We start from the raw sequence: 24800 nt of genomic DNA, 5'->3' as shown, positions 1-24800 counted from the left end.
CGACCGGAGTGTGAATCCCTAGATCGGCACGTCGATATTGTTTTTCCAGCCGATCTGCGGCTTTCGGCCCTGTTGTCACACCGAGACATACTCGCCACACAGATACCGTGCATTGGTGCCGCGAAGCACGCGGATGCTGAACCGGCCATGACTTCTGTCGAACCGGCCGCCAGGGGAAATTGACATGGCCGAGTTGGCGACGGATCCTTTCCCAGGCCTTTCAGAGGCCGAGGCGCAAGCCAGGCTTGTCGCCGAAGGGTACAACGAACTGCCGCGGTCCAACCGACGCACGCCGTTGCGGATTGCCTTCGAGGTCATTCGCGAGCCGATGCTGGCGCTCCTGCTTGGCGGCGGCGTTGTCTATCTCATTCTCGGCAACCTGGAGGAAGCACTGATCCTGCTGGCCTTTGCCACGATGTCGATCGGCATAACCATCATCCAGGAGACACGCACCGAGCGTGTCCTGGAAGCCTTGCGTGATCTCACCAGCCCGCGCGCCCTGGTCATACGCGGTGGTGAACGCAAGCGCATCGCCGGTCGCGAGGTTGTTCGGGGGGATCTCGTCGTGCTCGGCGAGGGTGACCGGGTGCCGGCCGATGCCAGGCTTCTCCAGAGCCAGGACCTTCAGAGCGACGAATCCCTGCTGACCGGCGAATCCGTGCCGGTCCGAAAGATTGCCGCCGATGGCGCCCCGCCACTGAGCGAACGCCGGCCGGGCGGCGACGACCTGCCTTTCATATTCTCCGGTTCGCTGGTCGTTCGCGGTTCAGGCATCGGCGAAGTCCTGGCGACGGGGCCACGCAGTGAAATCGGCAAGATAGGGCACTCGCTGAGTTCAATGGAGACCGAACCGCCGCGATTGCAGGCGCAGATGCGGCGCGTCGTCCGCATGTTCGCAATGGTCGGCGGTGCGGTCAGCGTCGCCGCGGTCCTGCTTTATGGGCTTTTGCGGGGCGGATGGCTTGACGCCGTGCTTGCGGGCATCGCGCTCGGCATGTCCATGCTGCCGGAAGAGTTTCCCGTCGTGCTGACGATCTTCATGGCCATGGGCGCGTGGCGCATATCACAGGCGCGCGTCCTGACCCGCAGGGCCGCCGCGATCGAAACGCTTGGCTCGGCGACGATCCTTTGCGCCGACAAGACAGGCACGCTCACCGAGAACCGGATGACGATTGCCGAACTTCGGACAGCGGATGGAAAGTCGTTTCGCATGGCGGACAGGCCGGGTGCCGACCTGCCGGCGGCATTCGCCGATCTGGTCGAGACGGGTGTGCTTGCCAGCGCCGAGATTCCCTTCGACCCCATGGAGATCGCATTTCACAAACTCGGCAAGGAACGGCTGTCCAGGCACGAGGTTCTGGACAAACCGGATTGGCAACTGGTCCACGCATATCCGCTTCGACCCGGACTGCTGGCGATGTCGAATGTCTGGCAATCGACACGTGGCGATGGCAATTCGCTGGTTGCGGCAAAAGGTGCGCCAGAGGCGATCGGGGCGCTGTGCCATCTGAACGCAAAGGACTTCAAGGCCCTGAAGGGTTCGGTCGAAGCCATGGCGGCCGAGGGGCTGCGCGTGCTCGGCGTGGCCCGCGTGTCGCATCGCGGCACCGACTTGCCGGAGACGCAACACGACTTCAAATTCGAATTTCTCGGGCTGGTCGGCCTGACGGATCCACTGCGCGCGAGTGTTCCCGAAGCCGTGAGCGACTGCCGTTCCGCAGGCATCAGGGTGATCATGATCACCGGCGACTACCCGGCAACCGCCAGGATGATCGCGCGCCAGGCCGGCCTCGATGCCGAAAGCGTGGTGACCGGAAGCGAGATGCAGGCGCTCGGCGACGACGAGCTGGCCCGGCGTTTGAAAAGTGCGACCGTGTTCGCGCGCATCATGCCCGAACAGAAACTTCGCATCGTCAGCGCGCTGAAGTCGAGTGGTGAAATCGTCGCCATGACTGGCGACGGGGTCAATGACGCGCCGTCGCTCAAGGCAGCCAATATCGGGATTGCCATGGGTGGCCGTGGCACCGACGTCGCGCGCGAAGCGTCGTCGATCGTCCTGCTCGACGACGATTTCGGTTCAATCGTCAAAGCCATCCGGCTTGGCCGCCGCATCTTCGACAATCTGCGCAAGGCCATGGGGTTCATCTTCGCGGTCCACGTGCCGATCGCGGGCCTCTCGCTGCTGCCGTTGCTGTTTGGCCTGCCGATCCTGTTCGGGCCGATACATATCGCCTTTCTGGAGATGGTGATCGATCCCGTGTGCTCGCTGGTCTTCGAGGCTGAAAGCGAGGAAGACGATGTCATGCGCCGTCCGCCCCGCAATCCGGACTCGCCACTGTTCTCCGGGGCGCTGATCGGGTGGGGGCTGATCCAGGGGACGCTCGCCTTCGCGCTTCTCGCGGGCATTTACCTGGTCGCCCTGAGACAAGGCATGCCCGAGAACGAAATCCGGGCGCTGACGTTTTTCTCGCTGGTGCTGACAATCGTGGGGCTGATTTTTGTCAACCGCTCCTTCAGCGCATCGCTTCTGACCGCGCTGATCAGGCCGAACCGGTCGCTCATGATTGTTGTCGTGGTCGTGGCTTCAATGCTGGGCGGGACGCTTCTGTGGCCGTTTGCCACCAGTCTGTTCCGCTTCGGACCGCTGCATCTCGACGATCTGGCAGTGACGCTTGCGGCGGGACTTGCCGTGCTGGCATGCCTGGAGTTGCTGAAGCCACTCTGGCGGGGGCAGCTGAAGGCCTGACAACGGTTCAGACCGCCGTGCCAACCAGCGCGCCGATGCCGGCGGTGAGCGCCATGGCGAAGGCGCCCCAGAAGGTGACGCGCAGCGTTGCCCGAAGAATGTTGGCGCCGCCCGCCTTGGCGCCGATGCCGCCCAGCAGAGCGAGGAACAGCAGGGACGCCACCGAAACCGCCAGCACCAGCATGGAGGCCGGCGACACCAGCACCATGAGCAGCGGCATCGCGGCACCGACGCTGAAGGTCGCCGCCGAGGTCAGCGCCGCCTGGATCGGCCGCGCCGTGGTCATTTCGGAGATGCCGAGTTCGTCATGGGCGTGCGCGGCCAGCGCATCCTTGGCCATGAGCTGATCGGCGACCTGGCGCGCCAAACCCGTCTCCAGCCCGCGCTTGACGTAGATCTGCGCCAGTTCCTCGCGCTCGAATTCTGGCTGGGTCCTGAGTTCCTCGCGTTCGCGGGCGAGGTCGGCATTCTCGGTGTCCGACTGGGAGCTGACCGAGACATACTCGCCGGCCGCCATCGACATGGCGCCCGCCACCAGGCCGGCTATGCCGGCGACCAGTACCTGCGAAGTCGGCGCCGCGGCCGACGCCACGCCGACGATCAGGCTCGCGGTCGAGACGATCCCGTCATTGGCCCCCAGCACGGCGGCGCGCAGCCAGCCGATGCGCGAGACAAGGTGGTTTTCGATATGCAGGCGGCTCATGCTTTTCTCCTGATCGTGCCTTCGAGTTTCGTGGCGGCGGCGACTGTGTTGGAAATCGTGCCGTATTTGCGGACGTTCTTGTGCAGCAGCTCCAGCCGCTGGTCGGTTTCATCGGTATCGACGACAAGCTCGTAGTCGATCGAGGCAATCCCCGGCGGGCTGTCGCGCCGAACCGCGTGCAACGCGACCTTGACGCCGCGCAGCTTGAAACCGAGCATCGGGGTGACGCGCTCGATGCCCTTGATCATGCAGGCGGCGATGGCCGCCAGAAGCAGTTCGGCCAGATTGAAGGCATCGGCCCGGCCCTCGAGACAGGTGTCGAGAACAAGCGCGGCATTCTTGGTCGTGGCCACGCTGCCCCGTGCATCGGTTCGTCTGGCTTCAACGCTGTATTCGAACATGGTGCTGCCTGCCTTGTCTGCCCCCGATCACCTCCGTGAATCGAAGCCTCCAGTTTCTAGCACCGCATCGGCAGTATGATCTTGATCCACGTCAGGTCCAGACTGGATTTCAAGGAGCTGGCGAGGGTCAGCCATGATTCAGCAGGTGGCGATTGGCGTGCGGCTGATTGCCCTTACTGGAGCTGGAGCTTGACCTTGCTCCCCTCGGCAAGGCTGGCGGGTGGATAGGCGACGACGATCTCGCCGGGGCGCACGCCCTGCGCAACGGCGGCAAGGCGAGCCGAAAGGCGTGCAACCTGGATCTCTCGCAGATGAACGCGGCCCGCCTCGACAACGAAGACGCTCCAGGCATCGCCGCGTCGGAACAGGGCTCCGATCGGCACAACGATTGCCTGGTCGTTCTCGTCAACCACGATCTTGACCTCGACGCGATAGCCATCTCCCAGGCTGGTCCACGTCTCTCGTGGCGAGGTTATGTCGACGACGACCCAGACGCGCTGCTCCTCGACGCCGAGCGCGGAGATCTTGGTGAAGCCGGAGGGCTCGACGCGCCGCACGGCCCCAAGCAAATCGGCGGGGCCGCCCCAACGGTCGATGATCACCTTGTCGCCCTCCCTTATCCGGGCGGCATCGGTCGTCAAAACGTCGACGGCGATTTCGAGATCGCCAGGATCACCCAGTTCGAGCAACGGCGCCGCCTGCGCGACAACGGTCTCGCTCTCCTGCATGACCCTGAGAACGCGGCCGTCTATGGGGGAGGATACCGGGAAACTCTCGCTGGTCTCGGAATTGTCGGCGGAGTTCAGTGCCGCGCGCGCCTGTTCCAGAAGATGCGTGGCGGCGTGCCAGCGCCGCTCGGCGGCATCGGTTTGCCGCTGCGTTGAGCGGAACAGGAATTCCTCACGCTCCAGTTGAGCCGCGGCCGCCACGTTGCGCTTGACGAGCTCCCTGGTGCGTTCGAGATCCGCACTGGCTTGAGCCAGCAGCACCTTGGCCTGCTCGTGAAGCGATGCCGTCTCCTCGACCGCCGCCTCGGCGGCACCGACCTGGGCCTCGAGTTCCAGCCGCACGCGGGGGTCGAGAAGCGGCGAAACTGGCGGCGTAATGGTCGCCAGCTTCTCTCCCGTCCGCACGGTATCGCCGGCCTTGAGTGTCAACCTCTGGATACGCCCGGACAGAGGCGCCGACACCAGATAGCGATCCCGCACGCGCGTCCGGCCGTCCTTTTCAACCGTGTCCTGGAAGCGCGAGGTCACCACCTCGGCGGTTTCGACAAGGGTCGGCTGCGGCATCAGGAGCCAGTAGAAGCCCAGTGCCGCAAGCGCCAGCACCAGTGCGCCGGCGATCGAAGTTGTTCGACGCTTCATGTTCAGTCCCTCGTCTTCAGGACAGCCACGAGATCGAGCCTGTCGATCCTGCGGCGGATTGTGATGAAACTGGCAATGGCCGCGCCGATGACCAGGAGCGCGGCGATGGCATAACTGCTGCGATCGATCACGGCGGGGATCTGAAACGACTCGCTCGCGCGCGCCGACGCGATCAACTCGATCAGGTACTGTCCGATCAGGAGCCCGGCGGGGATGGCCACAATCAGCTCCACGGCAAGCTCGCTGACAATGACGGCGGATACCTCGCGCCGCGTCAGTCCGACTATGCGCAGGCTGGCCAATTCCCAGGCGCGCTCCTGCAGGGCGATGCGGGCGCTGTTGTAGACCACGCCTATGGCGATCAGCATTCCAAACCCCAACAGGACCAGCGCGCCGATAACCACCATTCCGCCGATCGTTTCGTTGAACAGCGCAAACCACAGGGCCTTGATCGAGCTTGCCTCGATCTTCGGCATTGACCTTATCCTGGACCAGAGCCGATCAGATTGACCCGGATCGATCCTGAGGGCCGCGACATTCGCAACGGAACCCTCCCGCATCAGGCGATTGAGTGCGGTGCGCTCCATCGTCACGGACGCCCCCAGAATATCGTCCGAAATCCTGCGGACGGTGACTTCCCTGACGGCCCGGCTGCCTTCGAGCACCTCGATCGTGACACTGTCGCCGACGTTGAGGTCGAGCTGCCTCGCGATCGTCCGGCTGAGCATGATGCCATCGGAGGGTACGGCAATCGGCCGTAGCGCGCTGTCTCTCAGCACCTTCAGCTCGGAAGCCGAATCCAGACCGGTCGCCGAGGTGCGATAGGCGCGATGCCCAGCTCGCAATGTGATCGGCACGACTCGCTGGACTTCAGCCTCGAGCACGCCCGGTATCGCCCGCAATTCGTAGAGCGCATCCGCCGAGACCGGTTCCGTGAAGGTAACAAAGGCGTCGCCGCGCTCGATGCGTCCAAAACTCACATCGATCATGTAGTCGATGGCGTCGAACCAGTAGAGCCCGAACAGAATGAGCGGAATGGCCAGCGCGATTCCGACGGTCGTCAACAGCGTCCGCACGGGCCGTCCGAGGATCGTGCGCGCCGCTATCACGTACTGGAGCGGAATTCGCTGGCTTCCAATCGCCTGCAGCCAGCTGAATGTGTGCAACGCGGGCGGCGTCTCGGGGCGCATGGCTTCGGCGGGAGCAAGCACGGCTATCCGGTATACCGCCGATGCCGCGGCAAGGTTCGCCGCGCCGACGCTGACAAGGGTCGCCGCGACGAGCAGCCATGGCTCCAGTTGCGCCTCCAGCGATGGAAACCGGAAGAAAGCGCCATAGCTCCCGACAACCCCAATCGCGAACCAGCGCCCCACGACCAGACCTATCGCCGATCCCAGCAACGCGATGGCGGTGACCAGCTTGAAGTAGTGGAAGGCGATGGTGCGGTTCGCAAACCCCAGCGCCTTCAGCGAAGCGATCTGCCCCCGTTGTGCTTCCACCATCCTGCCGATGACGACGTTGAGCAGGAACGCCGCGATGCCCAAGAAGACTGACGGCATGACGATGCTCAATGTCTCCTGCTCCGCCAGTTCGTCCTTGAGAAAGCGGTGCGACGGCTGATCGCTCCGGCCATAGGCTCCGGTGCCGCCGTATGGCGCCAGCAAACGATCGACCTCTTCCAGGACATGCTGCGGCCCTGCACCCGGCGCCAGGGTCATCAGCGCGTCGTTGAAGGCGCCTTTCATGTCGAAGGCGCTTGCCACCGCATCCTCGCTTGCCCACACCACCACGAAATTCCGATCGTCCGGAAGCGGCACCGCGGCGCGGGTGGCAAAGATGAATTCGGGTGACAGGGCGGTGCCCACGACGCGGAAGCCTTGCAGCCGGCCATTGAGCACCACCTCCATGGTTTCTCCGCTCCGCACGGCGCGCGCCTCGGCATATGCCGCGTTGATGATGACTTCTTCCGGATGCAGCGGATCGGGCCAGCGTCCCTGCACGAGATGCAGGCGGTTGAGCAACGGCTGGCCCGCGGCCGGGAGCGAGATGACGCGCCCCGAGATCGGGAGGTTGGTGTCCTCGCGGATCACGCGCACCGGCTCGGCGACGCGCGGCTCCACAATGCCAATGCCGTCGATTTCGCGCAGCCGATCGACGATCGAGAGCGGCGCGCGCGTCATGCCCACGAAGATGTCGGCGAAACGTTCGTTGCGGTAGTGCGCCTCCATGGCGCCGATCAGCGCCTGGTAGTTCGACACCGACATCACGAAGACGGCCACGCCGGCCGCGACGAGCAGCGCGATGCTGAGGACCTGAAGCCGCATCGACCAGAGGTCGCGCGCCACCTTGATGTCCAGGACGTTCACCATGTCACATCCTCGGCCCGGATGCGCCGCGGATTCGGTTCTTCCTTGACGATGCGCCCGCCGCTCAGCCGCAACACGCGATGAGCCATCCCCGCGATTGCCGAGTTGTGAGTGATCACGGCGGTCGTCGTGTTCAGCTCCGCATTGACCTTGGCGATTGCCGCCAGAACCAGCCTGCCGGTGTCGACGTCGAGCGCGCCGGTCGGCTCGTCGCAGAGCAGGATGTCCGGCCGTTTCACGATTGCGCGCGCCACCGCGACGCGCTGCTGTTCTCCACCGGACAGTTGTGAAGGAAAGTGACCGGCGCGATGCGACAGTCCGACGAGTTCGAGCGCCTCGGCCGGTGTCATCGGATTGCTGGCGATCTGGGCGACCAGCCGCACGTTCTCCTCGACAGTGAGGCTCGGTATCAGGTTGTAGAATTGAAACACGAAGCCGACATGCTCGCGCCTGTAGGTCGTGAGCTGCTCGTCGCTGGCTCCGGTCAGTTCGTGATCCCGCCAGGTCGCCGTGCCTGACGTTGGAGCGTCCAATCCGCCGAGGATGTTGAGCAGGGTCGATTTGCCCGAACCGGAGGGGCCAAGAAGCACGATGAATTCGCCTTGCCGGATATCGAGGTCGACGTCCTTCAGCGCCACGACACGTGAATCGCCCGCGCCATAGACCTTGGTCAATCCCCGGGCCACGAATACCGGGGCCAGAGGTTGCATGGCTGAGCTCTCTACGTCTCGTCCCTGGACTGTCATGCGGACTCCGGTTCCGGCCGACGCCGGAAGGGTCCTACAGCCTGGACGGCCTGATCACCTTGACTCTTGTCAAGTTCGCAACAGTGGCAGGCAAACCGCAGTCAGGCCCGGTATCCCGGTTTTCCGCGTCAACCAGCCTCCGCCCGGGAGCCTGGTGTTGATCCAGGCCAGGATCTGGCCGCTCTGTTCGCGTTCACGTGCGCAGCACCCGGTAGATCGCGGGAATGACCAGCACGGTCAGCAGCGTCGAGGAGGCCAGGCCGAACAGCAGCGAGATCGCCAGGCCCTGGAAGATCGGATCGGTCAGGATCACCGCCGCGCCGATCATGGCGGCAAGTGCGGTGAGCAGGATCGGCTTGAACCTGATCGCGCCGGCCTCGATCAGGACCTCGCTCAACGGCCTGTCGGGCGACGCCGCGTGGCGGATGAAATCGACCAGCAGAATCGAATTGCGCACGATGATGCCGGCCAGCGCGATGAAGCCGATCATCGAGGTGGCGGTGAACGGCGCGCCGAACAGCCAGTGTCCGCCGAGGATGCCGATGAAGGTCAGCGGGATCGGCGTCAGGATCACCAGCGGCACCTTGAACGAGCCGAACTGGGCGACGACCAGGATGTAGATGCCGAGCAGCGCGACGCCGAAGGCAGCCCCCATGTCGCGGAAAGTCACCCAGGTGACCTCCCATTCGCCGTCCCACAGGAGCGTCGGCCGGCTTTCATCCTCCGGCTGGCCATGCAGCGAGATCGCGGGCTTTTGCAGTCCGGTCCAGTCCTGCGCGTCGATGGCCTTGCTGACGGCGAGCATGCCGTAAAGCGGCGCCTCGAAGCTGCCGGCAAGCTCGGCCGTCACCATTTCGGCGGCGCGGCCATTGTGCCTGAACACCGGGAACGAGGCGCGCTCCGGCGTCACCCGCACGACATCGCCGAGTTCGACCACGCCTCGGTCGCCGGGCAGGACATTCGCCGGAATGGGCGTGGTCAGGAAGCGCTCGTCGAGCGTCCTTTCGCCCTTCGGCCGCTCGATGCGGATCGGGATCGGCTGGCGGCCGCCGCCGCGATGCGAATAGCCGACGGTCTTTCCGCCATTGAGGATGGCGAGCGTGTCGAAGACGTCGCTTTCCTCGACATGGAAGAATTCCGCATCGTCGGTGGAAATCGTGGCGCGCAGCCGGCGTGCCGGCTGTCCCCAGGAATTGTCGACGTCGACGATGAAGGGCACGGAGCGGAATGCCGTCTCGATCTTGCCGGCGACCTTGCGGCGCGTCTCGCCGTCGGGTCCGTAGATTTCGGCCAGCAGGGTTGCCATCACCGGCGGGCCGGGCGGCGGCTCGACCACCTTCAGGCTGGTGCCTTCCGGTACGGGGATCGTGGCGATGCGCTGGCGGACGTCGAGCGCGATTTCGTGGCTGGAACGGGTACGGTTCGCTTTCGGCAGCAGGTTGAGCGCAACGTCGCCCTGATGCGGCTCGGTGCGCAGGACGGCATGGCGGACGAGGCCGTTGAAATTGAAGGGCGCCGCCGCAGCAGCGTGTGTCTGGACCGATCGAACCTCCTTCAGTTCGAGAACCTTGGCGGCGACGGCCTGCGCCACCGCATCGGTCGCCTCGACGGAAGACCCTTCCGGCAGGTCGATGGTCACCGACAGTTCGGACTTGTTGTCGAAGGGCAGGAGCTTGACCGTGACATGCTCGGTGTAGAACAGCGCGAGCGAGCCGAGCGTCAGCACGCCGACGGCAAGCAGGAAGGCCCAGCTCGCCTTCTTCGAGGCCAGGATCGGCCGGGCGACGGCGGTATAGGCACGGCCGAGCGGGCCGCCATTGCCGTGATCGCGATGGGCATGCACCGGCGCCCGTCGGGCAAGTTTGAGCATCAGCCACGGCGTCACCGTCACCGCGACGAAGAAGGAGAAGATCATCGCCGCCGAGGCATTGGCCGGGATCGGGCTCATATAGGGGCCCATCATTCCCGAGACGAACAGCATCGGCAGCAGGGCCGCGACCACGGTCAAGGTGGCGACGATGGTCGGGTTGCCGACTTCGGCCACCGCCTCGATGGCCGCCTGCCGGCGATCGCGACCGCCGCCCATGGCCCAGTGGCGCGAGATGTTCTCGATCACCACGATGGCGTCGTCGACGAGGATGCCGATGGAAAAGATCAGCGCGAACAGCGAGACGCGGTTCAGCGTGTAGCCCATGACGCGCGAGGCAAACAGCGTGAGCAGGATGGTGACCGGGATGACGACGGCCACGACCATGGCTTCGCGGCGGCCGATGGCGACCCAGACCAGCAGGATGATCGAGATCGTCGCCAGGCCGAGATGGTAGAGCAGCTCATTGGCCTTGTCGTTGGCGGTCTCGCCGTAGTTGCGCGTCACGTCGATCGAGACATCGCCGGGAATCAATCCGCCCTGGAGCAGGGCGACCCGGTGCAGGATGGCGTCGGCGACGGAGACCGCGTTCGAGCCGGCGCGCTTGGCGATGGCGAGCGTGACCGACGGCACGCGCTCGACGCCAGCGCCGGCCCTGGTGACCGTGGACACCAGCGCATCGCCGGTGTCGGTGGCGAAGGCGACGTCGGCGACGTCGCGGACATAGACGGGGCGGTTGTCGCGCGAGGTCAAGAGCAGGTTGCCGATCTGGTCGGGCGAGGCCAGCGTCTCGCCGGCGACGATATCGATCTGCTCGCCCTGATCGCGGACGCGTCCGGCCGGAAAGGCTTTGTTGGCGCCGGACACCTTGGCCGCGAGCTGCTGCAGGGTGACGCCGTAAAGGGCAAGCTTTTCCGGGTTCGGGTTGACGCGGATGATCTCTCCGGTGTCGCCGACCAGGTAGGTCAGTCCGACATTGTCGATCTTGGCGATTTCGGTGCGCAGTTCGCGCGCGATGCGGGTGAGGTCGTTCGCCATCATGCGCGCGGCGGCCTCCGGCTTCGGCGACAGCGTCAGCGTGACGATGGCGACATCGTCGATGCCGCGGCCGACGATCAGTGGTTCGGGCACGCCGACGGGAATGCGGTCCATGTTGGCGCGCACCTTGTCGTGGACGCGCAGCACGGCGGCGTCGGACGAGGTGCCGACGACGAAGCGGGCGGTGACCATCACCTGGTCGTCGCGCGTCTGCGAATAGACATGCTCGACGCCGTCGATGCCCTTGACGATCGTCTCCAGCGGCTCGGTGATCAGCTTGACGGCGTCGTCGGCCTTCAGCCCGTCGGCGCGCACGAAGATGTCGACCATCGGCACCGAGATCTGCGGCTCCTCCTCGCGCGGCAGCGTGAGCAGCGCCACCAGCCCGAAGGCGAAGGCGGCGACCAGGAACAGCGGCGTCAGCGGCGAGGCGATGAAGGCCCGCGTCAGCGCGCCGGCAATGCCCAGCGAGGAGGGACCTTTCATGGCGTGACCACGACATCGCCGGCCGCGAGGCCGGTCAGGATCTCGACATAGTCCCCGTCGGCGCGCGTGGACCGCTCGCCGGTGACCACCGCGCGCTCGGCCTGCGCGCCGCCGGCGGCGACGCGCACGAAATCGATCCCCGAACGGGTCTGGATCGCCGACGCCGGCACCAGCAACGCGGAGCGCTCGGCGACCGGCAGTTCGACCAGGACACGGGCATCGATGAAATTGGTATCGAGATTGTCGACCTCGACGTCGGCGATGACGCGGCCATTGTCGATCTGCGGATAGATCTTGGCGAGGCGCCCGGCGGACTCCTTGCCGCCGGCATTGATGCGGATGGCGGCTCCCTGCTTCAGGGACGCCGCGTAACGCTCAGGAACGGCCAGCCGCAGGAACACGCCGCCGCCACCGATGGTGGCCACCACTTCACCGGCCATGATGACGGCGCCGCGCGTCACCGGCACGGTCAGCACGCGGCCGTCGCCGGGAGCAAAGACATCGCCTTCGGCGCCCTGCTGCACGACCACCGAACGCTGCGCCTCGGTCGCGGCAAGCTGGTTGCGCGCGACGTCGACCTCGGTGCGCAGCTGATCGAGGCGTTGCGCGGTCATGACGCCTTTGTCGACCAGCGTCTGGCCACGGGTGAGTTCGGACTGCGCCGTCTCCAGCTGTGCCTGCAAGGCGCGCAACTGGGCGTCCAGCGCGGCGACCTGAAAGGCGATCTTGTCGTCCTGGACGGTGGCGATCTTCTGCCCCGCCTTGACCAGTTCGCCCTCGGTGACGGCCAGGTCGACGATGAGGCCGCCGATGCGGGCGCGCGCCGGAACGGTGTCGCGCGCCTCGACACGGCCATAGACCGCTTTCCATTCGGTCACCGTCGTCGGCGCCAGCGTCAGCGTGCCGGCAAGCGCCGGAGAGGCCGCCAGCAACGCGGCGAACAAAAGAGGCATGCGCATCCGCATCTTCCTTAGAAAGCGCATCCCGGCTTGATGCCGAGCTTGCGGAAGACCATCGCCGCCGGGCAGAAGCCGGTGAACGCCGACTGCAGCATATTGAGCCCGACGAAGACCGTCAGCCAGACAAACAGCGGCGAGACAAGGGCGGTGAGCACGACGGACAGCAGCACCATGATGCCGGCGAAAGCGAGAACGGAACGGTCGAGGGACATCGTCATCTCCATTTGTATGTGATCATATCTAAATATATGTATGTTATCGTTGGCCGCAAGGGGCGGCGCCAGATTTGCCGCCGGCGGTGGCGGGCCTTCGCCGTGCCCGCCAACCGCGAAAGGCCCGGCCGCGGCGGCTTGCACCGGTCAGGCTCCCGGGACATCCGAAGGCGCCTCGACCTTGATCTGCTTGAGCTTGTCGATGCCCAATACCTGCAGCGCGAGGCGCTCGTAGAAGGGCTCGGACTTGCCGGTCCTGATCTTGTGCAGGAAATACTTCTCGAAGCCGACCTTGGCGGTGTGCACCCATTTGCCGGAGGACGACCAGTTGACGTTGCGCGGCGGGATCTGCGGCTTCGCCACGAAGGCGACGCCGGAATCGCCGAAATCGGCGAGGCAGACCGCATTCCACGTGCCCTGGGCATCGGGCTCCTCGCCCTTCACCAGGCGGCTGATGTTGCGCGCCGTCGCCGTGACCATGGATTCGATCATGAAGCCGGTCTTGGGCACGCCTACCGGTACCGGCGTCTTGCCGATCGGCGGGATGGCGACGCAGACGCCGACCGCGAATATGTCGGGGAAGGCCGGGTTGCGCTGGTGCTTGTCGACGACGATGAAGCCGCGCGGATTGGTCAGGCCTTCGATGCCGCGCACCGCCGCCACGCCACGGAAGGCGGGCAGCATCATGGCGTAGGCATGCGGCAATTCGTGCGCCTGCCTGACCGACCCGTCATCGGCGATTTCCTGGACGAACATCTTGCCCGGCTCGACCTTGTCGACCCTGGCGTTGCAGATCCACTTGATGTGATGCTGGCGCATCTCGCTCTCGAGCAGGCCCTTGGTGTCGCCGACGCCGTCGAGACCGAGATGGCCGATATAGGGTTCCGAGGTGACGAAGGTCATGGGCACGCGGTCGCGCACCCTGGCGTCGCGCAACGCCTTGTCGAGGATGAAGGTGAATTCGTAGGCCGGTCCGAAGCAGGACGCGCCCTGGACCGCGCCGATGACGACCGGACCCGGTCTGGCGACGAGCGCGTCGAAGGCCGTCCTGGCCTTGAGGGCGTGATCGATGTGGCAGACCGACTGGGTGTTGTGCTCCGGCCCGAGGCCCTCGATCTCGTCGAAAGCGAGTTCAGGGCCGGTGGCGATCACCAGATAATCATAGGCGACGGATGAGCCGTCGTTGAGTTCCACCGTGCGCTCGACCGGGTGGACGCGCCTGGCTCCCTGCGGATGAAAGCCGATGTTGCGCCGTGCCAGCACCGGAGCAAGGTCGATTTCGACCGCTTGCCTGTCGCGCCAGCCAACGGCGACCCAAGGGTTGGACGGCACGAATGAATAGTGGCTGCCATTGTTGACGACGGAAACCTGGTGCTCCCGGGCCAGTTCGTCGCGAAGCTCGTAGGCCATGATGGTGCCTCCCAATCCGGCACCCAGGATGACAATATGCGCCATGCTCTTTCCTCCTTCGCGGCGTCGCTTTTGGCGCAACGCCGACATTGCTCTTCCCACGCAGGAACCGGCACTGGCTGATCGTGCGCCTAACTGGCCGGCCGCGACTTGATGCGGGTCAAACGAACGTGCTGGCGTGAATCCCCCGCGTATCGATCCATCGGCTTGACAGACGCCGGCGCCAGACTAATATTATTTGTAACTCTTAATATGATAATGTGTTCATATGCGCAATATAAAAATCATCGAACTGGACAAGCGGGCGCGTGAAGCGTCCGAACTGCTCGCGGCGATGGCCAGTGAAAAGCGGCTGATGATCCTGTGCCATCTGCTGGACGGCGAGACGAGCGTCAACGAACTGGCCGAACTGGTCGCGATGAACCAGTCGGCGCTGTCGCAGCAGCTTTCGAAATTGCGGGCGCTCAAGCTCGTGGACACGAGGCGCGACGCCCAGCAGGTCTATTATCGGCTGGCCTCTGTGGAGGTCGAGCGCATCCTGCAGACGCTCTATGGCATCTATTGCGACCCGCAGACCAGGATTGCGAAGGCCGACAGCCGGTAGTTTGCCAGCTCTGGCGTCGCGCCGAGTCTTCAAGCGACATTGGCCGGCGTGCTTGACCGCGGCCTGTACTGGAATTCCTGCCGCTATTGTTCGCAGAATGATGAGGATCCATTGGGGGGTGGGGTTGAACATCTGTTCGTCTGTCGCATATTCGGCGCATCGGGATATGATACGGGCGGGCAGGGAACTAAGTGCGAAGTGCTGCGGACGAAGCCGATTCCATAGAGTCGCTGACAATCCCGGTTGCGGACCTGATGCCGGTCGACCGCGACCAGATGTTCGCGCTGTACGAGACTTACTACGAAGCCGTCGACCGCAATGGTTTCGAGCGCGATCTCGCCGAGAAGGACGCCGTCGTGGTCATCCGGCGCCACGGAACGATCATCGGTTTCTCGACATATCTCGTCAGGCAGCAAACCGTTGGCGCGGAGACCGTCAATTATCTCTTCTCCGGCGATACCGTTCTCCATTCGGCGCGCTGGGGCGACCCGGTACTGCTGCGCGGTTTTTTCCGCGCGGCGGGTGCCGCCAAGGCCAGGATCGGCGGCCGGCTTTTCTGGTTCCCCATCATCAAGGGGCACCGCACATTTCGCATCCTGCCCAATTTCTTCCGCGAGTTTTTTCCAGCGATCGATGGCCGGGGCTCGGCCTGCCTTCAGGCCATCCGCGACGCGATAGCGACCGCCCGCTACGGCCGCTACTACGATCCATCGACCGGGCTGATCGACTTCGGTCCGTCGCAGGGCCACCTTCGGGAACATTGGGCCGATGCCGAGGAAATCGCGGCCAGAAACCGCTACGCGGCATTTTTCGTGAGAGCGAACCCGGACCATTTTCGAGGCGTCGAGCTCGCCTGCTTGGCCGAACTCGAGCTTGGCAATTTGAAGCGCTATGGCGCGGCGAGCTTTGCCGAGGGGCTGGCGGATGGTCACTGAAGCCTGGGCAAGGATTGCCGCCGAGACCGCCGCCGCGGAGGCTGGTTTCCGGGCGCGGCTTGGCGATGTCGAGGCCACGCAGCGCGCCGTCTTGCGGCGGCTTGTCGATGCCAATGCAGCGACGGTGTTCGGCAGTGACCACAATTTCGCCAAGGCCAGTTCGGCGGAAGCCTTTCGCGATCTGGTGCCGATCGGCGACTACGAGGCCTTTTCGCCCTATATGGACCGGGTGATCGGCGGGGCCGAAAATGTGCTGACCGTCGAGCCGGTCCGGTTTCTCGAGCAGACCGGCGGCAGTTCCGGCGGGTCGAAATATATCCCCTATACTGACACAGGCCTGCAAGCCTTCACCGATTGCCTCTATCCCTGGCTGGCGGATTTGATCCGACGCCGGCCAGGCGTCACGCAGGGGCACAGTTATTTTTCGCTCAGCCCCATCGGCCGCGACGCTAACGAACGCGTCGGTGCGCACAGGCTGGGCAGCCCTGTGCCTTTCGCCTATTTCGGAGCCTTGCGCGACAGCCTGATCGAATTGTCCGCCGTGCCAATGGAACTGAGGCTGCTCACCGATTTCGCTGCCTGGCAAAGGCAAACCTGCCTCCGCCTCCTGGCGGCTGAGGACCTGGCGCTGATCTGGGTCTGGAGCCCGACTTACTTGACGGAAATCCTGCGTGCGCTTCGACGCGATGCCGGTGGCCTGTTGCGTGAGCTTGCGAGTAGCCTGGGCGCCACGCAGCCGGCGGACGCCGTTCGCCGCCGCATTGCCACGCTCGAGGCCGCGCTTGGAGGGGCGGAGGGAAAGCTCTCGGCGATCTGGCCTCGCCTCGATACGATCAGTTGCTGGACCGACGCCTCGAGCAGCGGTTTTGCCGCCGAGTTGCAGGCGCAATTCCCCGAGGCGTTCATCCAGTCGAAAGGTCTGATGTCTACCGAAGCCGCCGTTTCTTTTCCCCATGGCGACGGCGCCGGCTGCATCCTTGCATCGCAAAGCGGGTTCTTTGAGTTTGTCGACGACAACGCCGGCAGCCTGTTCGCTTGGCAGTTGGAGGCTGGCCGGTCCTACCGGCTGATCGTCACCACCGGCTCGGGCCTTTATCGCTACGATACGCGCGACATGGTCGAGGTCACCGGCTTCACTGGCGACACGCCACGCCTGCGTTTCATCGGTCGCGCCGGCATGGTTTCCGATCTCTGCGGAGAGAAGCTCACTGAAGCCTTTGTTGCGCGCTGCCTCGACGAAGTCGGAGTTGACCGTCGTACGTATGCGTTGCTGGTGGCGGTGGCGACGCCACACCCGCACTACCGGCTTTTCGTCGAAGCCGATGCCTCCGGGCAGGCCGTCGAGTTGACAGGCGAGAGCCTAGACCACGCACTCGGGGCCAATCCGCAGTATGAATATGCCCGGCGCATCGGCCAGTTGGGACCGCTGCGGGCGGCTGGCATCGACGACCTTTATGGCAGGTTAAAGCGCCACCGCCTGAAGTGCGGCACGAGCATTGCCGGCATGAAGCCGCCAATCCTGCTCAGTCAGTCAGACGCGGCGTTTCTCGCGGCACTCGATGACCGTGACCCGGTGCTTTAGGATCATGCTGCATCCCCTTGTCTCGGAATCGAAATCCTTGTGTTGCCATGTTGCCGTGTGGAAATGGGTTACGCGACCGTCCGGTCTAGGCGGTCAGTCTCAAGGTCAACGCGTCGAGACCACGGATGGAGGAATTGTCCATCCATTGCCAGGCAACCGGCTCGATGCTTTTCCAACGGCCCAGCGCCGCTTCCAGAACCGCGACGCCTTCCATCTCCGCCAGCGCCCTGCCAATGCAGACATGCGCACCCCGACCAAAGGCGAGGTTCTGCCTGGCACGGCCGAGGTCGAAACGCGACGCATCGGGAAACTGGGCTGGATCCCGATTGGCCGCGCCAATCAGCAGCACCACCAATTGGTCCTTTGCAATCTCATGGCCAGCAATGGCCGTGGGCTCCAGCGGCCAGCGGCAGATTTTCTGCACCGGGCTTTCCAGCCGCAGCGTTTCGGCAACGGCGTTGGCCGCAAGCCCGCGATCAGCCCTCAGCGCCGACCACTGGGCGGGCTGGTGAGCGAGATGGAACAGCAGGCTGCCGATGAGATGCACGGTTGTCTCGTGACCGGCGAAGGCCAGGAAGGCGATGTTGCGCCCGGCAGCCTTCAGCCCCAGTGCATCGACGAGACCCGGCAGCCCTGTCAGAAGCGGTGGCATCCGGCCGGCGGCAAGCAGATGGCGCAGATGCTCGACAAAGTAGCCCGACATTTCATCGGCAGGGTTTGGGCGATCGCCAAAGGCGTCGTCGAAGCCTGCATCGAGAATGTTACGGATCGGACCCGACCATGCCCGGATCATGGACATGTCCTCGTCTGGCACGCCCAGCAGCCGACAGATGATGCGTTCCGGCACCGCGCGCGTGAAGGCTGTCACAACGTCGACGTCGCCGGACAGTTCGGCATCGCCAAGGAGCTCCTCGACCGCGTCAGCGACCACGGGCCGCAAAACCGCGGCGCCCTTGCCGACAAAGGGTTGCTGCAAGGCCTGGCGGAGGGCCGCATGAGCAGCGCCCTCCTGATACATCAGCCAGTCGCGCATCGCCGAATGCGGCTCCGCCACCTCGCCGACTGGGGGCACGTGCGACAGCGTACGGTTGACAAGGCTGCTGGAGACAAGATCGTATCCCGTGACGTAGACATCACCCCATGGCGCCTGCCAAACGGGGGCTTGCCGGCGCATTTCATCATGGATCGCATAGGTATTCGCGGCGCCCTTGAAAGCCCCCGCGCGAACCCCTTGCCAAGGGTGCTCAACGGCCCCGGACGCAGTGGTAGAGAATGGCTCGCTATGCATCGTCTTTCGAAAAATCCCGTGTCGTCAGGCATGCCCTGCGCGCGCCAGCTTACCGAGTCCCGGCCATGACCGTCGACCAGGGGCCGATCTACTATCTCTGTACGCGCCGACACGCTTACACGATGGGCGTGCTGCTTGGCTATTACGACCATGGGCTTGGTGACCTTGTGCGGATCATACCCTACGAACTGGCCGCCAAGCTTGGGCCAGTCGCTCCGGGCACCTTCATCTTCACGGATTTCGAAAGGCTGTCTCCAGCCGAATTGCAGGCCGCGGCCGCGTTGCATGACCGTATCGCGTCTCTTGATCGCGACCTGGCGTTGCTCAACAACCCCGCGATCGTGCCGCGTCGCTTTGAGTTGCTGAAGCGGCTGAAGGCCGCCGGTCTCAACGACTTCGACGTGCATCGCCTGCACCAGCGTGAGTCACTCCGCCGATTTCCGGTTTTCGTACGCTGGGAAAGTCAGCATGAGCCGCCACTGACCGGGTTGATCGACAGCGCGGATGCGCTGGAGCGCGCGATTGCCGGCATGCCCGTCCATATCCGCCAGGACCCGGATCTGATGATTGTCGAATATGGCGCGGCACCATCGGCCGATGGCCGGTTTCGCAAGTACTCGGCCTACAAGGTGGGGCCGACGATCTATCCGCAGCACTGCTTCATCAACGAGAGCTGGTACATCAAGTTTCCCAGCACCCGCTTCACCGAGGCGGACAGGGCGGAGAGCCGTGCCTACGTGAACGACAATCCGCATGCCGCGCAAATCGAGCGCGTCTTCACGCTGGCCGGCATTGACTATGGTCGCATCGATTATGGCATCGTCGACGGCCGCGTCCAAACCTTCGAGATCAACAACAATCCGACCGTTCTGGCACGACCGCCCGGGTGGGAAGCTGGCGTGGATTACAGCCGCTACGCCGAGATGCATGCGCGGGCGCTACGCGGCATCCTGCGGTCAGCCTCCGGCCCACCCTTGCACCTCGGCAACGGCACCATGAGCCTCGACGCGGCTCATGCGAATGCTATGCGCGCAGTGCGACAGCGCATTGCAAGGTTTTCCCTACGACGTCGCCTGTCGCTGCGGCTGCTCAAGAGGCGGCTGGCGCGCGTTTTCGTCCGTGGGTGAAGGAGGATTGGCGCACCGTCCTCCTCAAGAAACAAATGTCACGCATGTTGTCGCTCGTCTCGGGGGACGTGCGCTTTGGTGTCTCAGTTGGGGATTGGGGATAGCCTACCGAACCACGAGAACCGGAATCTCGGTGAAGGACAGCACCTCGGCGGTCTGGCTTCCCAAGAGCAGCCTTCCCAGCCCACGGCGTCCGTGCGAGGCCATGACGATCAGATCGCAGCCTTGCGCCTGCGACAATTCCAGGATCGCCTCGGCGGGCTTTCTGTTTTCGATATGCAGGACCTTGGCGCGCACGCCAGCCAGGTCCGCCGACGCCTTGCACTTGTCGAGCACTTCCTTGGCATATTGGCGGCCGCCTTCCTGGTAGGCGGCGAATTCATCGCCAGCGGCATAGCCGGCCATGGCACCGCCCCAGGCGAATATCGGGAACGGCTCGGTGATGTTGACGAAGGTGACGGCGGCGCCGAGGCGGCCGGCCAGCGCCACGCCATGGGCAACGCCCTTGTCGGCCAGTTCAGATCCGTCCGTGGCGATCAGCAGATGTGTGTACATGATGGTTTGACCTGTTGTGAAAGGGTCGTGCGACGACACGCCCTTGTGATGGCGGGAGCCTGAAGGAGGCTGACTTCGATATAGGTCCGCCATCGGCTTGATCACAGGGCCAGCTTGACTCGGATCAAGGCCAGGCGAGGCCATTCGGCTTTCCGTCCCGCGCTGGAACTTGCGCGGGCCCTTGGTTCCCGGGCCGTAGGGGCTCGGTTAGATATCGCCGATTGTCATCCGCCCGATCTCTCTGCATCGAGGCTCTGTCCCGCACTGGGGCAGGCCTCGCGGACGCTGAAGGCGGTCTGCGAGCGGCAAGCCGTTGCCTGCAATCCAAAAATCCGACAATTCCGATAATTCGCCCTGGCAGCTCTGTTATATCGATGTTGCACAAATGGTTGACCCTGGGTTAGCATCCCCGCGCAGGCGTCGATCGGAGGCTCTTTTACAGCGGCGGCCAGCTGGAGCGGCATGCGTTGTCTAGCGCAGGGAGGATGCTCCAACACTTTGAACCGACGCATGATCCTTCCTGAAACCGGTCCCGGTTTTCGGGGTCGTGCGTTCTTGTGGAGGAGGATCCCATGAACAGACGTGAATTCCTGCTGTCGTCCGCGGCGTTCGGCGCCATGATGCTTGCCGCGCCCTCGGTGTTCGCCGAGGACAAGCTCACCATTCTGGGCTCGGTGCCCAATCTCGGCTTTCCGTTCTTCGTGCACATGCTGAACGAGATCAAGGCCGAGGCCGCCGCGCAGGGCGTCAACCTGACCGAGAGCGACGGCCAGAACTCGGCCACCAAGCAGACCGCCGACATCGAGGCGGCCCTGGTGCAGAAGGTCAACGCCATCGTCATCTCGCCGCTCGACGTCAACGCGCTGGCGCCGGCCATCGAGGAAGCGGTCAAGGCGGGCGTTCCCGTGGTGACGATCGACCGCCGCGTCGACGGCGTCGAGGGCATCCTGGCCCATGTCGGCGCCGACAACGTCAAGGGCGGCGAGGCGGAGGCCAGCGCCATGGTGGCGGCGTTCCCCAACGGCGCCAAGATCTTCCACCTGCAGGGCCAGCCGGGTGCCGGGCCGGCGATCGACCGCAACAAGGGCGTGCACAACGTGCTCGACCCCCTGAAGGACAAGTACCAGATCATCTTCGAGCAGACCGCCAACTTCGCCCGCGCCGAGGCGCTGTCGGTGACCGAGGCCGGCCTTGCCGCCAACGGCAAGCCGGACGCCATCGTCTGCGCCAATGACGACATGGCGCTCGGCGCCATGGAGGCGTGTGCCGCCCGCAACTTCACCGACGTCAAGATCTACGGCTTCGACGCGCTGCCGGAAGCGCTGGTCGCGGTGCGCGACGGCAAGCTTGCCGGCACCGTCGAGCAGTTCCCGGGCGAGCAGTCGCGCACCGCGGTGCGCATCGCGGTCGCCTACGCCAAGGACAAGACCGAGCCGAAGGAGAAGCTGGTGCTGTTGACGCCGATCGTCATCGGCAAGGACAATCTCGACAAGGCGGAGCGGATTGGCGAGACGAAGTAGGGACTTGTGATCGGCGTTGTCGGGACAGCGTCCCGCGCGCAAGATCGATCGCCGAAGTTTGCGTCGCCCCTCATCCGCCTGCCGGCACCTTCTCCCCGTCAAGTGACGGGGAGAAGGGTAGCGCTCCGACGCTGGCGAGCCCCTGTTCCAGTCTCTATACGGGGAAAGGGTAAGGGTGAGGGGCAGCGCGCACGTCCCATGTCTCGGGGAGCAACCATTGCCCACAGCTGAAGCCGCATCGCCTGAACCCATCCTGCTTGCCGTCGAGGGCGTCACCAAGCATTTTGCCGGCGTCACCGCGCTGAGCGACGTCTCGCTCGACATCCGGCCCGGCGAAATCCTCGGGCTGCTCGGCGAGAACGGCGCCGGCAAGTCGACGCTGCTCAAAATCCTGTCCGGCGTCATGCCGCCGTCCAGTGGCCGCATCATTTTCGACGGCGCCGACTATCAGCCGGCGAGCCCACAGGATGCCAAGCGGCTCGGCATCGTCACCATCTACCAGGAACTCAGCCTGATCCCGACGCTGACGGTGGCGGAGAACATCTTCATCGGCCGCGCGCCGACCGGTCCGCTCGGGCTGGTCAGCTGGCGGCGCATGGAGGAAGACTCCCGCGCGATCATCGCCCGCGTCGGTCTGACGATCGACCCGATGACGCCGGTCTCGGCGCTGTCGGTGGCCGAGCAGCAACTGGTCGAGATCGCGCGCGCGCTGTCGCTGAAAAGCCGGCTGATCATCATGGACGAGCCGACCTCGGCGCTGACCGAGACCGAGGTGCAGCGCCTGCTGTCGATCATGGACCGGCTGCGCAGGGACAAGGTCGCCATCATGTTCGTCACCCACCGGCTGGAGGAGGCCGCCGCCATCTGCGACCGCATGACGGTGCTGCGCGACGGCAGGCTGGCCGGGCATCTCGACCGCGACAACGGACCGATCGAACTGCCTGCCATCATCGAGAAGATGGTCGGCCGCGCCGCGTCCGAACTCTATGCGCGGCCGGCACAGCGCGCCATTGCCGGCGACATCAGGCTGTCGGTGCGCGGCTTGCGCACCGTGCGCGACCCCGAGGCGCCGCATGCCATCGTGCTCGACGGCGTCGACATCGACCTCAAGGCCGGCGAAATCCTCGGCGTCGCCGGCCTTGTCGGCTCAGGCCGCACGGAGCTGGCGCGCGCCATTTTCGGCGCCGACCGCATCGCCGCGGGAACCATCACGCTCGACGGCAGGCAGATCGCTCCGGCATCGCCCGCCGATGCCATCGCGCTCGGCATCGGCCTGGTGCCGGAGGACCGCAAGCACCAGGCGATCTTTGCCGCATTGGGCATCCTGCCGAATTTCTCCGTGGCGTCGCTCGGGCATTTCAGCAACGGCTTCGGCTTCATGGCCGAGCGGCGCGAGCGCGATGCGCTTGCCGGGTTCCGCAAGATGCTGTCGATCCGCATGGCTTCGGCCGAGCAGGCGATCGAGGGCCTGTCGGGCGGCAACCAGCAGAAGGTGATCCTGGCGCGCTGGCTGGCGCGCGATCCCAAGGTGCTGATCGTCGACGAGCCGACGCGCGGCGTCGATGTCGGCGCCAAGACCGAGGTGCACCAGATCCTGGTGCAATTGGCAGCGCGCGGCATCGCGGTGATGATGATCTCGTCCGAACTGCCCGAGGTGCTGGCGGTGTCGGACCGCATCGTCACCATGCGCCGGGGGCGCATCACCGGTCAGATGCAGGGCGTCGAGGCAAACGAGGAAAAACTGATGGAACTGATGGCGCTCGACAGGCAGGACGCGAAGGGGCAGGCACGATGAGCGTGGCGGGCGAACAGAACCAGCGCGGCGGCATCAATGTCGCGCGGCTCTTGATGAGTTTCGGACCGCTTTTGTTCCTGGCCGCGCTGATCGTCGTCTTCACCGTGCTGAAGCCGAGCTTCATGGATCCGATCAACCTGTTCAACATCACGCGGCAGATCTCGATCACCGGGCTGATCGCGCTTGGCATGACCTTCGTCATCCTCACCGCCGGCATCGATCTCTCGGTCGGCTCGCTGCTGGCCTTTTGCGGCATGGTCGCCGCCGTGGTCGCCAAGGGCGGCACCGCCAACACGCTGTCGCTGTCGACGTCAGGCACGCAAGGCTATGGCTGGTTCGCGGCCCTCTTGGCCGCCGTCGTGGTGGGCGCCGCCGCCGGCGGCGTGCAGGGGCTGGCCATCACCCGGCTGAAAGTGCCGCCCTTCGTCGTCACGCTGGGCGGGCTGACGGTGTTTCGCGGGCTGACGCTGACCATCTCCAATGGCGGCCCGATCTCGGGCTTCGACGCCTCGATGCGCTGGTTCGGCACCGGCTTGATCGGTCCGGTGCCGGTGCCGGCGATCATCTTCGCGGTGGCCGCCATCCTGTGCCACATCGTGCTGCGCTACACGCGCTACGGCCGCGCCGTCTATGCCGTCGGCGGCAATGCCGAGGCGGCAAGGCTGTCGGGCCTGCGCGTCGACCGCATCCTGGTCTCGGTCTATGTCATCGTCGGCTTCTTCGCCGGCCTTGCCGCCTTCGTGCTGTCGGCCAGGCTCAACTCGTCGGAAGCGGTGGCCGGTATCGGCTACGAACTGACGGTCATTTCGGCCGTCGTCATCGGCGGCACCTCGCTGTTCGGCGGCATCGGCTCGGTCGGCGGCACGGTGGTGGGGGCGGCGCTGATCGGCGTGCTGCAGAACGGACTGCAGTTCAACAACGTCTCGTCCTACACGCAAAGCATCGTCATCGGCCTGATCCTGATCCTGGCGGTGGCGTTCGACCGCTGGCTGAAGTCACGGGTGAGAAGGTGAGGGGGCGGCGGTGATCCCTTCTCCCCTTGTGGGAGAAGGTGGCCGAGCGAAGCTCGGTCGGATGAGGGGTGTTCCAGCTT

The 24800-nt window shown here is 64.9% G+C and carries 19 protein-coding genes; 8 read left to right on the top strand and 11 right to left on the bottom strand.

Annotated elements, in window-relative coordinates; all coding sequences use genetic code 11:
* Positions 1 to 184: 184 nt before the first annotated feature.
* Positions 185 to 2746: a cation-translocating P-type ATPase gene (locus tag OOJ09_RS20855; protein WP_269907005.1), complete on the top strand. Its 2562-nt coding sequence runs from the start codon at positions 185 to 187 to the stop codon at positions 2744 to 2746.
* 7 nt (positions 2747 to 2753) lie between these two features.
* On the opposite strand, the gene OOJ09_RS20850 is transcribed toward OOJ09_RS20855, so the two are convergent.
* The 9 genes from OOJ09_RS20850 to OOJ09_RS20810 all read right to left on the bottom strand — a co-directional run bounded on the left by OOJ09_RS20850 (position 2754) and on the right by OOJ09_RS20810 (position 14346).
* Entirely contained in the window at positions 2754 to 3449 is a 696-nt protein-coding gene (locus tag OOJ09_RS20850) for a VIT1/CCC1 transporter family protein (RefSeq protein ID WP_269907004.1), read from the bottom strand.
* Entirely contained in the window at positions 3446 to 3850 is a 405-nt protein-coding gene (locus OOJ09_RS20845; protein WP_269907003.1) for an OsmC family protein, read from the bottom strand. Before OOJ09_RS20845 ends, OOJ09_RS20850 begins: the two co-directional genes overlap by 4 nt.
* Positions 3851 to 4023: 173 nt before the next feature.
* Positions 4024 to 5217 (bottom strand): efflux RND transporter periplasmic adaptor subunit, encoded by a 1194-nt coding sequence (locus tag OOJ09_RS20840; protein ID WP_269907002.1) that lies wholly within the window; start codon positions 5215 to 5217, stop codon positions 4024 to 4026.
* Positions 5218 to 5219: 2 nt separating this feature from the next.
* Positions 5220 to 7586, bottom strand: a complete 2367-nt coding sequence (locus tag OOJ09_RS20835; protein WP_269907001.1) for an ABC transporter permease — start codon at positions 7584 to 7586, stop codon at positions 5220 to 5222.
* Positions 7580 to 8293, bottom strand: coding sequence for an ABC transporter ATP-binding protein (locus tag OOJ09_RS20830; protein ID WP_269907000.1), 714 nt, complete (start codon positions 8291 to 8293; stop codon positions 7580 to 7582). Before OOJ09_RS20830 ends, OOJ09_RS20835 begins: the two co-directional genes overlap by 7 nt.
* Before the next feature lie 229 nt (positions 8294 to 8522).
* Positions 8523 to 11720, bottom strand: a complete 3198-nt coding sequence (locus OOJ09_RS20825; RefSeq protein ID WP_269906999.1) for an efflux RND transporter permease subunit — start codon at positions 11718 to 11720, stop codon at positions 8523 to 8525.
* On the bottom strand, positions 11717 to 12679 hold the full coding sequence (locus OOJ09_RS20820; protein ID WP_269906998.1) for an efflux RND transporter periplasmic adaptor subunit: 963 nt from the start codon (positions 12677 to 12679) through the stop codon (positions 11717 to 11719). Before OOJ09_RS20820 ends, OOJ09_RS20825 begins: the two co-directional genes overlap by 4 nt.
* A gap of 11 nt (positions 12680 to 12690) precedes the next feature.
* Positions 12691 to 12891 (bottom strand): YgaP family membrane protein, encoded by a 201-nt coding sequence (locus tag OOJ09_RS20815; RefSeq protein WP_269906997.1) that lies wholly within the window; start codon positions 12889 to 12891, stop codon positions 12691 to 12693.
* 147 nt (positions 12892 to 13038) lie between these two features.
* A complete protein-coding gene (locus tag OOJ09_RS20810; RefSeq protein ID WP_269906996.1) occupies positions 13039 to 14346 on the bottom strand; it encodes an NAD(P)/FAD-dependent oxidoreductase in 1308 nt (435 codons plus the stop codon).
* A gap of 223 nt (positions 14347 to 14569) precedes the next feature.
* On the opposite strand from OOJ09_RS20810, the gene OOJ09_RS20805 reads away from it, so the two are divergent.
* From OOJ09_RS20805 to OOJ09_RS20795, 3 genes are all read left to right on the top strand, one after another.
* Complete coding sequence (locus OOJ09_RS20805; RefSeq protein WP_269906995.1) at positions 14570 to 14905, top strand: ArsR/SmtB family transcription factor; 336 nt, start codon at positions 14570 to 14572, stop codon at positions 14903 to 14905.
* 191 nt (positions 14906 to 15096) lie between these two features.
* The gene (locus tag OOJ09_RS20800; protein WP_269906994.1) at positions 15097 to 15840 is read left to right on the top strand and encodes a hypothetical protein; all 744 of its coding nucleotides are present in this window, start codon (positions 15097 to 15099) and stop codon (positions 15838 to 15840) included.
* Positions 15830 to 17422 carry a GH3 family domain-containing protein gene (locus tag OOJ09_RS20795; RefSeq protein ID WP_269906993.1) on the top strand — a complete coding sequence of 531 codons (1593 nt, stop codon included), beginning with the start codon at positions 15830 to 15832 and terminating at the stop codon, positions 17420 to 17422. The genes OOJ09_RS20800 and OOJ09_RS20795 overlap by 11 nt, the downstream gene beginning before the upstream one ends.
* An 85-nt stretch (positions 17423 to 17507) precedes the next feature.
* On the opposite strand, the gene OOJ09_RS20790 is transcribed toward OOJ09_RS20795, so the two are convergent.
* Positions 17508 to 18596 (bottom strand): cytochrome P450, encoded by a 1089-nt coding sequence (locus OOJ09_RS20790; RefSeq protein WP_269906992.1) that lies wholly within the window; start codon positions 18594 to 18596, stop codon positions 17508 to 17510.
* 179 nt (positions 18597 to 18775) lie between these two features.
* On the opposite strand from OOJ09_RS20790, the gene OOJ09_RS20785 reads away from it, so the two are divergent.
* Positions 18776 to 19837: a hypothetical protein gene (locus OOJ09_RS20785; RefSeq protein ID WP_269906991.1), complete on the top strand. Its 1062-nt coding sequence runs from the start codon at positions 18776 to 18778 to the stop codon at positions 19835 to 19837.
* A 105-nt stretch (positions 19838 to 19942) separates the two neighbouring features.
* On the opposite strand, the gene OOJ09_RS20780 is transcribed toward OOJ09_RS20785, so the two are convergent.
* Complete coding sequence (locus tag OOJ09_RS20780; RefSeq protein ID WP_269906990.1) at positions 19943 to 20392, bottom strand: universal stress protein; 450 nt, start codon at positions 20390 to 20392, stop codon at positions 19943 to 19945.
* A gap of 572 nt (positions 20393 to 20964) precedes the next feature.
* Here OOJ09_RS20780 and OOJ09_RS20775 point away from each other — a divergent pair.
* The 3 genes from OOJ09_RS20775 (at position 20965) to OOJ09_RS20765 (ending at position 24720) form a co-directional block, all read left to right on the top strand.
* A complete protein-coding gene (locus OOJ09_RS20775) occupies positions 20965 to 21912 on the top strand; it encodes a substrate-binding domain-containing protein (RefSeq protein WP_091584888.1) in 948 nt (315 codons plus the stop codon).
* Between the two features lie 217 nt (positions 21913 to 22129).
* On the top strand, positions 22130 to 23707 hold the full coding sequence (locus OOJ09_RS20770) for a sugar ABC transporter ATP-binding protein (RefSeq protein WP_269906989.1): 1578 nt from the start codon (positions 22130 to 22132) through the stop codon (positions 23705 to 23707).
* Positions 23704 to 24720, top strand: a complete 1017-nt coding sequence (locus OOJ09_RS20765; protein WP_269906988.1) for an ABC transporter permease — start codon at positions 23704 to 23706, stop codon at positions 24718 to 24720. The genes OOJ09_RS20770 and OOJ09_RS20765 overlap by 4 nt, the downstream gene beginning before the upstream one ends.
* The last annotated feature ends 80 nt before the right edge of the window (positions 24721 to 24800 follow it).

It is taken from the genome of Mesorhizobium qingshengii (assembly GCF_027563465.1).
In the GTDB taxonomy this organism is placed as follows: Bacteria; Pseudomonadota; Alphaproteobacteria; order Rhizobiales; family Rhizobiaceae; genus Mesorhizobium; species Mesorhizobium qingshengii_A.
This window is presented reverse-complemented; position numbering and strand designations above follow the sequence as displayed.

Excerpts from the sequence above, each read along its gene's own strand:
- OOJ09_RS20840 (WP_269907002.1), bottom strand. The coding sequence starts at position 5,217 with ATGAAGCGTCGAACAACTTCGATCGCCGGCGCACTGGTGCTGGCGCTT.
- OOJ09_RS20855 (WP_269907005.1), top strand. The coding sequence starts at position 185 with ATGGCCGAGTTGGCGACGGATCCTTTCCCAGGCCTTTCAGAGGCCGAG.
- OOJ09_RS20785 (WP_269906991.1), top strand. The coding sequence starts at position 18,776 with ATGACCGTCGACCAGGGGCCGATCTACTATCTCTGTACGCGCCGACAC.
- OOJ09_RS20810 (WP_269906996.1), bottom strand. The coding sequence starts at position 14,346 with ATGGCGCATATTGTCATCCTGGGTGCCGGATTGGGAGGCACCATCATG.
- OOJ09_RS20775 (WP_091584888.1), top strand. The coding sequence starts at position 20,965 with ATGAACAGACGTGAATTCCTGCTGTCGTCCGCGGCGTTCGGCGCCATG.
- OOJ09_RS20790 (WP_269906992.1), bottom strand. The coding sequence starts at position 18,596 with ATGCGCCGGCAAGCCCCCGTTTGGCAGGCGCCATGGGGTGATGTCTAC.
- OOJ09_RS20830 (WP_269907000.1), bottom strand. The coding sequence starts at position 8,293 with ATGCAACCTCTGGCCCCGGTATTCGTGGCCCGGGGATTGACCAAGGTC.
- OOJ09_RS20820 (WP_269906998.1), bottom strand. The coding sequence starts at position 12,679 with ATGCGCATGCCTCTTTTGTTCGCCGCGTTGCTGGCGGCCTCTCCGGCG.
- OOJ09_RS20795 (WP_269906993.1), top strand. The coding sequence starts at position 15,830 with ATGGTCACTGAAGCCTGGGCAAGGATTGCCGCCGAGACCGCCGCCGCG.
- OOJ09_RS20845 (WP_269907003.1), bottom strand. The coding sequence starts at position 3,850 with ATGTTCGAATACAGCGTTGAAGCCAGACGAACCGATGCACGGGGCAGC.
- OOJ09_RS20805 (WP_269906995.1), top strand. The coding sequence starts at position 14,570 with ATGCGCAATATAAAAATCATCGAACTGGACAAGCGGGCGCGTGAAGCG.
- OOJ09_RS20765 (WP_269906988.1), top strand. The coding sequence starts at position 23,704 with ATGAGCGTGGCGGGCGAACAGAACCAGCGCGGCGGCATCAATGTCGCG.
- OOJ09_RS20815 (WP_269906997.1), bottom strand. The coding sequence starts at position 12,891 with ATGTCCCTCGACCGTTCCGTTCTCGCTTTCGCCGGCATCATGGTGCTG.
- OOJ09_RS20835 (WP_269907001.1), bottom strand. The coding sequence starts at position 7,586 with ATGGTGAACGTCCTGGACATCAAGGTGGCGCGCGACCTCTGGTCGATG.
- OOJ09_RS20780 (WP_269906990.1), bottom strand. The coding sequence starts at position 20,392 with ATGTACACACATCTGCTGATCGCCACGGACGGATCTGAACTGGCCGAC.
- OOJ09_RS20825 (WP_269906999.1), bottom strand. The coding sequence starts at position 11,720 with ATGAAAGGTCCCTCCTCGCTGGGCATTGCCGGCGCGCTGACGCGGGCC.
- OOJ09_RS20850 (WP_269907004.1), bottom strand. The coding sequence starts at position 3,449 with ATGAGCCGCCTGCATATCGAAAACCACCTTGTCTCGCGCATCGGCTGG.